This window comes from Aquimarina longa SW024, from assembly GCF_001401755.1.
Classification (GTDB): domain Bacteria; phylum Bacteroidota; class Bacteroidia; order Flavobacteriales; family Flavobacteriaceae; genus Aquimarina; species Aquimarina longa.
This window is the reverse complement of the sequence record NZ_AVQK01000024.1, coordinates 80,891-93,142: the sequence shown is the minus strand read 5'-3', so window position 1 is coordinate 93,142 and position 12,252 is coordinate 80,891. Positions and strand designations below refer to the sequence as shown.

The following is a 12,252-nucleotide window of genomic DNA, read 5'->3' as shown; positions in this document are numbered from 1 at the left end:
AAAAATAATGATCCAAATAAAATGGTAAAATTGATTTTCTAAACCAATAATTTTGGAATAGTCTAGCTAGATATATTTATAAAAAAACAACTGATCCCAATAACAAATCTTTAGTAATCAAATTCATTAATATATAAAGGTTAATAATTAAAATAAAGTAGTATTTATATAACATATTCTTATTTAGTGTTAGTGATTTGATTGCAAAACACTATTTAAAATAATTCTAAATAATATTTTTATATTACCAAATAGGTGTTATTTTTATTGTAGTATAAAAACCAATTTAAATAAAACCCTTCACAATGAATTATCGAATTCTTTTAACAATCTTATTTTTTTCATCATTTTTAAATGATGCTTTCTCACAAAATTTTGAACTAATAGGCACAAGAAGTTATAATCCTAATACATGGGATTTTCCTACTGTAGACAATATGTATTTCGATTCAAATAATAATTTATATGCCTTCATTTACGAATCTCATTATCCTAGAAACAATGAATTGGTAAAATTTTCTTTTGACACTAACTCATGGGAAGATATTTCTAAGCATAACTTTTTAGTCCCTGGAGGAGTTTCTACATCATCTGGAACAGGATTAGGCGATGGAAGTATCATGACTATATTTCGTTCTTTTGATAACAATCATTATGCATACCACTATCAACCAGATGGTACATTTAAAGAGTTAGGAAACCCAGTACTTCAGGGAATAGAAAATATTGACCTAGCCTCTGGAGTTACCTCTAATGGTGATTTTTATTTTTGCCATGCATTGTTTTCTGTAGGTGCAAAAAAATGGGACGGTAAGCAGTGGACTTCACTACCAAATCTATCTAATAGTAATGGTAGTTATCCTGATATGCAAATAGGTAATGATGATACAATATATGTCGCATATAGTAAAAAATTATCTGGCATAAATGTATCGTCTTATAATGGTAAGAAATGGACTACATTACTATCTACTACAGAAAGAGCTCTTCATCCTAAAATATTTGTTGTTTCTAAAAATGAGATATATCTATCTCATGCAATTGCTAGTGGTTTTAGAGTTTTAAAATATAAACACAAAAAGTGGACACAATTAGGAAACGACATTGATGCTTATGACAATTCACGTAGCGATATTATTAAAACTAAGAGTGGAGAAATCTTATTAGTTAATGGAGATTCTAATGGTTTCTTTAAATATAATAAAGTGACAAAAAACTGGGAAAACATACCTAACAACATCTCCGATGATGGGGCTATTTCTGGGTATAAACCGTTTTTATTAGAGTCTAAAGATGGCTATGTTTATAATGGTTTCTCTGAAAACAATGCTATCACTTTTGTTAAGTATACCCCTAGAGCTTTATCTCCAAAAGGAACTGATAGTAATTTATTCAAAATATATCCCAATCCCGCTAGTAACTTTGTTACAATTCAAAACATTTTTGGCTATAAAAGATTAAATATATCTATCCATGATATTACTGGAGAAATTCTGTTTTCAATAAAAAATCAATCAAATAAATTTACAACTATTGACACTAGCACATTACAGTCAGGTATTTATTATATTTCAATTCGCTTAAACATAAAGAATAAGCCGTATATACAAAAACTAGTGATACAGAATTAATATAGCTGAGGTATTATTGTATTACTTCAAAAATTTCTAAGCATACAAATAGAATATAGGAAAAAACAATCAAATATATTATGTCTATTTATATATTTAAAAATGAACCTTAAAAAGCCTACACGCTTTTCTATGTAAACTTAAACTCAAAATTGATTACACATATAGATGTAAAACATATCCTTTTATTCCGTTTAAATAGGATGAAATACTTTTTTTTAAAAATTAAAAAAGCCGTCTAAAAATATTTAGACGGCTTTTTATATTATAAGAAAATATTGAAAATTAATTCTCTCCTTTTTCCATTTTAGCTTTAAGATCTGCTAATGCATCAATATCTCCAAGTGTAGTTTTTTCTGATGAACTATTACTTGCAGCTTTCTTTGCAGCTTGTTTAACAATCTTAGCTTCTTCTTCTTTAAATAAGGCTGTATGAGAAGCAACTACTCTCTTGAACTCTTTATTAAATTCAATAATTTGGAATTCTGCTTCTTCTCCTTTATTCAATTTACTACCATCTTCTTTTTCAAGATGACGTGATGGTATAAAAGCAACAATATCTTCATTAAACTCTATTGTAGCTCCCTTGTCTACAATATCACCGATAGTTGCAGTATGCTTAGTACCCACAGCAAATTCAGTTTCGTACTTATCCCAAGGATTATCTTCTGTCTGCTTATGACCTAGGCTTAATTTACGTCCTTCTACATCTAATTCAAGAACTATAACATCAAGTGTATCACCAACATTAGTAAAATCTGATGGGTGCTTAATTTTCTTAGTCCAAGAAAGATCAGAAATGTAAATTAATCCATCAATACCTTCTTCTAATTCTACAAATACTCCAAAATTAGTAAAGTTACGAACGATACCACTATGTTTAGAACCTACAGGGTATTTTGATGTAATATCTGTCCATGGATCTGGTGTTAATTGCTTAATACCTAGAGACATTTTACGTTCTTCTCTATCTAAAGTAAGAATTACTGCTTCTACCTGATCACCAACTTTTACGAAATCTTGTGCAGAACGTAAATGTGTCGACCATGACATTTCTGAAACGTGAATTAATCCTTCTACACCTTCTTCTACTTCAATAAATGCACCGTAATCTGCAATAACAACTACTTTACCTTTTACTTTATCACCAACTTTAAGTTCTTTATCAAGAGCTTCCCATGGGTGAGGTTTTAATTGCTTAAGACCTAATTGAATACGAGTTTTAGCTTCATCAAAATCTAAAATAACTACGTTTAATTTCTGATCAAGCTCTACAATCTCATTAGGGTGATTGATTCTTGACCAAGAAAGGTCTGTAATATGAACTAATCCATCAACTCCTCCAAGATCAACGAATACACCATAAGAAGTAACATTCTTAACAGTACCTTCTAATACTTGACCTTTTTCTAATTGACCAATAATTTCTTTTTTCTGTTCTTCGATATCTGCTTCGATAAGTGCTTTATGAGACACAACAACATTCTTGAATTCGTGGTTAATTTTTACCACTTTAAATTCCATTGTTTTTCCTACATATGCATCATAATCACGGATTGGTTTTACATCAATTTGAGAACCTGGTAAGAATGCTTCAATACCAAATACGTCAACGATCATTCCTCCTTTAGTTCTGCATTTTACAAAACCATTTACGATCTCACCAGTATCATGTGCTCCATTTACTCTATCCCATGCTTTAATTACACGAGCTTTACGGTGAGATAAGATCAACTGACCTGTAGCGTCTTCACGCACGTCAATTAAAACTTCTACTTTATCACCTACTTTAAGATCTGGATTGTAACGAAATTCGTTTAGTGAAATAACTCCTTCACTTTTTGCATTAATGTCGATAATAGCATCACGATCAGTAATATTAATTACTGTTCCATCCACTACTTCATCATTAAGGGTATCCACAAAATTTTCTGCAACCAATTGCTCAAACTCTTCAAGTTTTGAGTCTTCGATAGGGTCAATACCCTCTTCGTAGTTATGCCAGTTAAAATCTTTTAGGAATTGCTCAGGGTTTGCTTGTTGTGGAGTTTCAGTTACTACTGGAGTCTCTACTTCCTGAACATCTGTGTTTTTTGTTTCTTCAGACATTGAAGATAAAATTTGTATCCTGTATATTACTGAGAATCAAAGTAGAAATTATACAGAAGTATTAATTAATAATTATAGTTATCCTTTTTAATTCTCTTATCTACTAAAAAGGAGTGCAAAATTACAATTTAATTTATTATAAAACAAAAGATTACAATTTGTTTCATCAAATTGTTAGTACTTTATAATCTCAAACTCACTTCTTCTATTAGTTTGATGATCTTCTTCTGTACATATTTTAGTCTTACAATCTATAAGAGGTTGGGATTCTCCAAATCCTATAAACTGCATTCTTCTTGCATTAACATATCCTTCTAATGCAAGATAATTACGTGTAGATTCTGCTCTTTTTGCAGATAATACTCGATTATAAGAATCTGTCCCTCTACTATCAGTATGGGAACTTATTTTTATATATACTGTTTTATATTTTTCTAATTTTAATGCTAATTTATTAAGTACTTTTTTAGAATCAGCTCGTATATTCCATTTATCATAGTCAAAATAAATAGGTGGCATTTTAAAATAGAGTTTCCCATTTTTTTCAATAACAGGAGGTCCATCTTTATCTGCAAGAAGCATTTCTCTTAATCTAATTTTAGTAATCTCTACTTTTTTAGTGTTCGTATTCGTACCATCTGTAATTGTAGTATGCGTATCTGTAGTACTCTTATTATCGTGTTTTATACTATGATCTGTTAAAGAAGGATCTTCTTCTCGTTTCTTTTTTATTCTATCCAAATAGATTACATATACTCCTTCTTCTTTCTCTTTTATGACCAATGGTTTTGTTCTAGTCTTATACCCCTCTGCCGAAGCTTTAAAATTATAACGTCCAGAAAATATTTTAATATCAAAACTTGCTATCGAATCTAATTGACTTTCATAGACGATATCATTATCATTAGTATACAAAATAACATCTGAATTAGATATATAATTATCACTTGCAAAATCTCTAACTTCAAAACGTGTCCTATATTCTTTAGGAAAAATAGCTCCTATCTGAGAAAAAGCATAGATATCATCTCCTATTTTTTTACGATTAGACGCAAAGAAACCATCTGTTTCATTATAATACACCATAGAAAAATCATCATAACTAGAGTTTATTGGTGCTCCTAAATTAATAGGTTTTGTAAACTCTTCTCTTCTTAACTCTGAAACAAATATATCCATCATACCTAATCCTAAATGTCCATTTGATGAAAAAAACAAATGATTATCTTTTGATATAAATGGAAATTGCTCTCGGTGCACGGTATTAATAGTAGGTCCTAAATTAACTGGTTTTCCATAAGTTCCATCTTGGTTAACCGCTATAGAATAAATGTCAAAATCACCATATCCCCCAGGCATATTAGAACTAAAATATAATGTTTCTTCATCTTTACTTAATGATGGATGTTCTATAGAATAGTTTACATCATTAAACTCTAACTTTTCTGGAGTAGTCCATTTTCCATCAACTTTAATAGCTTTGTATAGATGAATAGCATTATTATTAATTGTATCAAATTTCTTTTTCCCTTTTTCAGAATTACTTTTGGATAGATATAGTGTATTACCATCAGCTGTAAAACAAAAGTTCCCTTCGTGGAGTTTTGAATTGATTTCTTTGGAAATTGGAGTTATTTCTGAAATAGGGTTATTATCCTTATCAACTTTTACTTTATAAATATCCAAAAACGGACGGTGTGTCCATTTATAATTTTTATCCAAGAGATTATACGGGTGTCTATCTGTTGTAAAGTAAAAGATACTATCTTTTTTAACTGCCCCGAATTCTGAAGATTCGGAATTAAAAGAAAGGCTTTTTATAGTATAATCGTCATCTTTTAGCTTAAACTCTTCTATAGTAGCAATAGCATCTGGTACACTAAAGTTTTCTGCTATAGCACCTAATTTATTATATAACGAAAGGTATGCTACTGATTTCTCATACTCCCCCAATGCAGAAAGTACTTGATACATCATAAAATTGTATGCATTATCATAGGTTTTATCTTTATCATAAAACTTACCTGATGTTAATACTTTAAGGTATCGATATGCTTTTCTAAATTGAAATGTATTATAATATGAAGTACTAATATTCTTAAGAATATGCTTTGTATATCCTTCTCTATTCAACTCTTCTTCATATTGCAATGCTGCATTTATATAATCTCTTTTATCAAAAAAACGATCTGCTCTGCCATTTTTCTGCGAAAAAGTAAGCTGAGTAATCAACACCATTAATACCAATATTATTTTAGCTTTCATCATTTAAAAAAATCTTGGAGAAGAATATGTTTTACTAAATTTTAGGAGATCAAAATTAAAGAGTAACACAACCTCATGACTTCCATTATTATAACCACTTAGGTCACTTACACTAAAATCATAAGAATATCCTATTTTTAAGTTTTGAGTAATATTAAAACCTGCTAAAGCAATAAAAGAATCTTTATATCTATAAGAAACTCCTAGCTCAAACGCATCATAAATCAACGAATTTAAAGAAATATCAAAAGTTAAGGGAGAATCTATTACTTGCTTGATAACCATAGAAGGTTTTAAGCGTACTTCATCTACAAAGTCAAAAACATAGCCAGCAATACCATATATATGAGTTTTTGTTTGCGCTACACCAATACCATTAATATCTACATCACTTGGCAATAAATTTGGCGAAGAAATACCTGCATAAAAATTACTGGTAAACATATACAATCCTGCTCCAATACTTAATTGTGTTGTAGAGGTATTATCTGCAAAAGAAGGATCTGTCGCTACATCAGATCTGGAAGGATCTATTTTAAAACTATCAATCCCTGCTTTTAACCCATAAGATAATCGTACTTGGTCTGAGATTCTTGTAATATATGCAAAATCAACATTTATATAATCATTGTTTACTAGGATTGCATCCCCTATTCGATCATTTACATAATTAATGCTCAATTCTATTTTTTGACTCATAGGAACAGTAGCAAATACATTTGTTGTTTGTGGAGATCCCTCGATCCCTGTCCACTGTTTTCTGAATAGGATTCCTGTAGAAATCAATCCACTTTGTGCAATCACATAAGCTGGATTAACGGTACTCATATTATACATATACTGAGAATACTGAGGCTCTTGCTGGGCATAATTTACTGAGCAGAAAACTACAGTTAGGATAAAAACTAATTTTAACTTCATTTATTTATCTGCTTAAATAAAAACTTCCTTGTATTGGTAAATTACTTTCAAAATTTGGAGTGAAAATATAAAAATATGTTCCTGATGGAAGATCATCACCTAATCGTATAGATATATTACTCTCTCCTCTAAACTCTTCGGTATTAATATTTCCTTCATATACAAGACTACCATATCGATTATATATATTTAATTCAAAATCAGGAAATGCTTCTGGGATATTGTAAACCTCATCAATCAACAAATCAAAAGTATCATTCTGATGATCACCATTAGGCGATACTCCATCTTGAAAATCTAATGTACATAACTCTCCATTAGAAAATTTTTCTCCTGTATTTAATATATTAATTATAACCTGAAGGCGTTCTGACTCACAATTATTAGCATCTATAGAAGCAATATAATACACCTGATTATCAAACAATAAAGGATTATTTATAATAGGAGTTTCGCTCTCTAAAGTTGTATACCAATTATAATTTAGGACATCTACTTCTATATCTTCTAGTTTTTTCGCATCTAGAATACAAAATTCTTGTGTTGGAACATTAGGTATCGGTAAATCTACAATTTGAACAGCAACATTTAATGAAGATTCATCACAAGGAGCTGTATTAGGCACTACATACCTAAAATTATATATATTATTTGTTAATGTTTCAAATTCTAATACTCCATTAGTATCTAAAGCACCTGTATTATCAGTATCTTCAAAAACCCCTATACGAGGGGTATTCCTATCTAAAAGGGAGTATAAATTTACTCGACCATCTATTTTACAAAATGTCTCACTTCTATCATTCCCTATTCCTACTGGTTCTACAATGGTAATAGATACTGTAGCTGTGTCTGGAGTCTTACAACCATCATTACCCGGCACTGTATATATGTAGTCACCCACTCCTAAAATCGGTAATGTATAGTCATTAATATCAAATATTCCTAAGTGATCTGTAGACATATATCCAAAAGGTCCTGTCCATATTCCTGTAGGATCTGGAGTCCCCCCTAGAATATTAAAAAGTGTTACTGTTAAATTATCAGAACATACTGTTACATTTCCATTATCTCCTGCATCTGGTTCTGTATGAATTGTAAACGTTAAATTTGCTTTTTCTATACACCCTTCACTACTAGTAGTTGTATGCGTAAATGTATATAGTTGTGAACTATCACTATCAGGAAATACAAATGTGTTATTTATAATATCTCCAGTAGAATTGGTCCAAACTCCTGTAGTAGCTATAACATTAGTCCCAGTAGATTTTAATAAGCTCCTTAGATCGACCTGCCCTAAAGATTCACATAAACTAATATCTTTAGTATCTTCTCCTGCATATGCAAAAGGTAAGATTTCTATAGTAACCAAAGTTTTTAGAACCCCACATGGATGAGAACAATCCCCTGATAAATTAATAAATGGATCACCACATCCAGAAAATGCTTCATTAGGGCAATTAATCCAAGGGTTCACTCCAAACTCAAAAACATACGTTCCTGGTTCTGCATTTAAAGTATGTATAGTGCCTAAATGGGTATAATTATCATCAGATAATGTTTTTATCCCTAAACTAGATGAACCTGATACTAGCCGCCAATTGGTAAAAGTATCAGAATCATAAACAAAATTAAAAGTTCCTTCTGTAGTAAACCTTAGTAAATCAAATAAATGTAGTTCTCCAGGTTCTACGTTTGCACATATCTGAGGTGGAGGATTAGGTTGACTAAAAGGTCTGAGTTGCTCATAAAATGTAAATGGAACAGAGGTTTCTTGGTCTTCACAGACTCCAGATCGTTGACTCACAGCATAAGTAAAACTAAACTCTTTACAACCAAAACGTAAATTTGCTCCATTATTAACTACAAAATCATTATATATTGTTTTTAAATTAATCTCAGAATCCTGTTCATGTGCTATCTGTCCTGTTGGATCACTATCCGGAAGCCAAATCCCATTATCATTATCTTCTCCTTCTAGATACTTATCATCACGTAGATTTATATCTAAATCATATACTCCTGCTAAGATATCATCCTCACATATCTGAGTTTGTTTAGAATCACCAGAATCTACTTGTCGTACTATTGCAATAACAACTGTAGTTTCTTCAAACGGACTACAAGGAGAAATTCCAGGTACTTTATACGTAAATTCAAAAGCTTCTTGATCAGGAATAGGGCTTCCTTGCTGATATGGTATTTTTGCTTTAAATCTAGAAGGATTTAGCATATCAAATTCTATAAAATTTGGACTATTACCATTATAAGTCCAAGAACCATTCTGATGAGGAGGAGGTGTTGCATCATCTAGTACAAAAGCCGTGAATAAATCAAAATATTCATCATCACACCCTTGAGCATTTGTATTTAGTGTACCACTTCTTGGTAGAGCTATCCCTGAATATGGTCCTAAAATAAGGGTTATAGTCAATGCGGGATTTACAGCCCCACACGTAGTATTAAATAGTTTAAAAGTATATTCATTTCTTGTATCATTTACAGTAGAATTTGGTAATATCCATGTAGAAACATTACCTGTATTAGGGTCTAAAGCTGTAGCATATTTAGGGTTTATAGTCCAGGTTCCATTTTGTATAGTCAACCCCGTGCTTTTTGTATATTCAGCATATAAATTAATTATCCCATCTTTGATACTATTGTTATCAAAATCAATAGTTTCCATATCACAAACTGAAATAGTTTGCTCTATATTACATTGCGAATATGATTGAAAGTTTATGACAAGGAATGTGATTAGAATAGCTAGTTGTTTTCCCAAAACTACTAACTGGCTTCTTACTGTTATCAAAATTTATTAATTAAGATTTGTTCAAATATATAATTATTATGCCTAAAATACCGTATTACATTTACACTTTTTACACAAGTAAAATTCTATTTTAAATGTCTCAAAGCTCTAAATATTATATAGAATATTAAAAGTCATATGTAATTTTGGCTTGCCAATAATCTTAAGTAAATTTCATAGGTTAAGAAATGTAACATCTACTCATACCTCTATCATATACATTATTTTAAAATTCATCGAACAACAGAGCAACCTTAAACTCTTGATTTTAAGACCTCCTCAACATCTTTTAAGGTGTATCCTTTTGCTTGTAATAATATTAAATAATGAAATAATAAATCTGCACTTTCGTTTAAAAACAATTCTTCATTATCATCTTTAGCTTCTATTACCACTTCTACTGCTTCTTCTCCTACTTTTTGCGCTATTTTATTCATTCCTTTTCTAAAAAGTGATGCTACATACGATTTAGAATCCTCCTGATTTTCTTTTCGATTACGTATAACTTCCTCTAATTGAGACAAAAAACCAAACGAACTTTTATTCTCTTGATCCCAACATGTATCTGATCCTGTATGACAGGTTGGTCCTACTGGATCTACTGTAATTAATAGTGCATCATGATCGCAGTCACTCTTTATGTCAACTAAATTTAAAATGTTACCACTTTCTTCTCCTTTTTTCCATAATCTTTTTTTAGAACGACTAAAAAATGTAACTTTTTTAGTTGCTATGGTTTGTTCGTAGGATTCTTTATTCATGTATCCTAACATCAATACGTTTTTTGTTGATGCATCTTGGATAATTGCCGGAACAAGTCCGTCTTTGTTTTTATTAAAATCTATTTTCATTGGTCATCCCCTCCTCTATTTTTATAGAAACAAAGGTATTTATGGGTAATTTTTAGTTAATAATTAATTATAATCTCACAGGGATCTCATGATCTCTTAATTGTCGTTTTAGTTCTTTAATTTCTATTTCTTTAAAATGAAAAACGCTTGCTGCAAGTGCTGCGTCTGCTTCCCCTTCTTTAAAAGTATCCACAAAATGTTGAATAGTACCTGCTCCTCCTGAGGCTATTATCGGAATGTTTAATACTTTGGATAATCTATTCAGTGCTTTGTTAGCAAACCCTTCTTTGGTACCGTCATTATCCATAGATGTAAAAAGGATTTCTCCTGCTCCCCGTTTTTCTACTTCTCTTGCCCAATCAAACAAATTTAATTCTGTAGGAACTTTTCCTCCTACTAAGTGCACAACCCATTTATCTGCTATACGTTTTGCATCTATTGCTACAGTAATACATTGTGATCCAAATTTCCCTGCTAAATCATTGATCAATTTTGGATTCTTTACTGCTGATGAATTTATAGATACTTTGTCTGCTCCATTTTGTAATAAAATATCTACATCTTCTATAGAGGAAATCCCACCACCTACTGTAAAAGGAATATTTACTTTTTCTGCAACTCGGAGCACTAAATTTGCTAATGTTTTACGTCGTTCTTCTGTAGCAGAGATATCTAAAAAAACTAATTCATCTGCTCCTGCTTTTGAATAAGCTTCTGCAAGTTCTACCGGATCACCTGCATCTCGTAATGCAACAAAATTAACTCCTTTTACAGTTCGTCCGTTTTTGATATCTAAGCAAGGGATAATCCTCTTTGTCAACATGATTTTATCTTTTTTTCGCTCTTACTCTAGCTTGTTTTATAGAACACCGAGCTTTTACTTAACTTTAAATGTTTTTACTTATTTTTTGCTTGCCGACTACTCTATAGTAATGCTATTTTTTTATTATATAGTTCTCTAATTGTTTTAAAGATATTCGATCTTCATAAATTGCTTTTCCTATAATAGTCCCTTCACAACCTATTTCTGCTAGTTTTGGTAGTTCATCAAATGTTGAAATTCCTCCTGATGCAATCAGTTTAAGATCTTTAGCTTCTGATAAAATTCTTGTGTATAGCTCAAAAGAAGGTCCCTGAAGCATTCCATCTTTACTTATATCTGTACAAATCACATGACTTACTCCTTTTTTTTGATACTGTTGAATAAATGGGATTAACTCTTTATCACTTTCTTCTTGCCAGCCACTTACTGCTATTTTTTCATTATTCGCATCTGCGCCTAGGATAATTTTATCTGCACTAAACCTATCAATCCATGATATAAATATATCTGGTTTTTTTACAGCAATACTCCCTCCTGTAATTTGATTTGCTCCACTTTCAAAAGCAATTCTAAGGTCTTCATCAGTTTTTAACCCTCCTCCAAAATCAATTTTTAAATTTGTTTTTGATGCTATTTGTTCTAAAACCTTATGATTGACTATATGCTTTGATTTTGCTCCATCTAGATCTACTAAATGTAAATATTCAATTCCATGTGCTTCAAATTCTTTAGCTACTTCTAATGGGTTCTCATTATATATCTTTTTGGTGTCATAGTCTCCCTTAGAAAGTCGTACACATTTTGCATCGATAATATCTATTGCTGGTATTATTCTCATTG

The 12,252-nt window shown here is 30.8% G+C and carries 8 protein-coding genes; 1 reads left to right on the top strand and 7 read right to left on the bottom strand.

Translation table 11 applies throughout. The features are described 5' to 3' along the window. The first annotated feature begins 305 nt into the window (after nucleotides 1-305). On the top strand, nucleotides 306-1,631 hold the full coding sequence (locus N456_RS05805; RefSeq protein WP_062054864.1) for a T9SS type A sorting domain-containing protein: 1,326 nt from the start codon (nucleotides 306-308) through the stop codon (nucleotides 1,629-1,631). Between the two features lie 285 nt (nucleotides 1,632-1,916). On the opposite strand, the gene rpsA is transcribed toward N456_RS05805, so the two are convergent. The 7 genes from rpsA to hisA all read right to left on the bottom strand — a co-directional run bounded on the left by rpsA (nucleotide 1,917) and on the right by hisA (nucleotide 12,250). After that, the gene (gene rpsA, locus N456_RS05800) at nucleotides 1,917-3,740 is read right to left on the bottom strand and encodes a 30S ribosomal protein S1 (RefSeq protein ID WP_062054862.1); all 1,824 of its coding nucleotides are present in this window, start codon (nucleotides 3,738-3,740) and stop codon (nucleotides 1,917-1,919) included. Nucleotides 3,741-3,914: 174 nt separating this feature from the next. Then, nucleotides 3,915-6,005, bottom strand: coding sequence for an OmpA family protein (locus N456_RS05795; protein ID WP_062054956.1), 2,091 nt, complete (start codon nucleotides 6,003-6,005; stop codon nucleotides 3,915-3,917). A gap of 3 nt (nucleotides 6,006-6,008) precedes the next feature. Next, nucleotides 6,009-6,926, bottom strand: coding sequence for a PorP/SprF family type IX secretion system membrane protein (locus N456_RS05790; RefSeq protein ID WP_062054860.1), 918 nt, complete (start codon nucleotides 6,924-6,926; stop codon nucleotides 6,009-6,011). A gap of 4 nt (nucleotides 6,927-6,930) precedes the next feature. Continuing rightward, nucleotides 6,931-9,738, bottom strand: coding sequence for a T9SS type B sorting domain-containing protein (locus tag N456_RS05785; protein ID WP_240315486.1), 2,808 nt, complete (start codon nucleotides 9,736-9,738; stop codon nucleotides 6,931-6,933). 254 nt (nucleotides 9,739-9,992) lie between these two features. Continuing rightward, entirely contained in the window at nucleotides 9,993-10,589 is a 597-nt protein-coding gene (gene hisIE / locus N456_RS05780; protein ID WP_062054856.1) for a bifunctional phosphoribosyl-AMP cyclohydrolase/phosphoribosyl-ATP diphosphatase HisIE, read from the bottom strand. Nucleotides 10,590-10,656: 67 nt separating this feature from the next. Then, on the bottom strand, nucleotides 10,657-11,412 hold the full coding sequence (gene hisF / locus N456_RS05775; RefSeq protein ID WP_062054854.1) for an imidazole glycerol phosphate synthase subunit HisF: 756 nt from the start codon (nucleotides 11,410-11,412) through the stop codon (nucleotides 10,657-10,659). A gap of 112 nt (nucleotides 11,413-11,524) precedes the next feature. Continuing rightward, entirely contained in the window at nucleotides 11,525-12,250 is a 726-nt protein-coding gene (gene hisA, locus N456_RS05770) for a 1-(5-phosphoribosyl)-5-[(5-phosphoribosylamino)methylideneamino]imidazole-4-carboxamide isomerase (protein ID WP_062054852.1), read from the bottom strand. Between the last annotated feature and the right edge of the window lie 2 nt (nucleotides 12,251-12,252).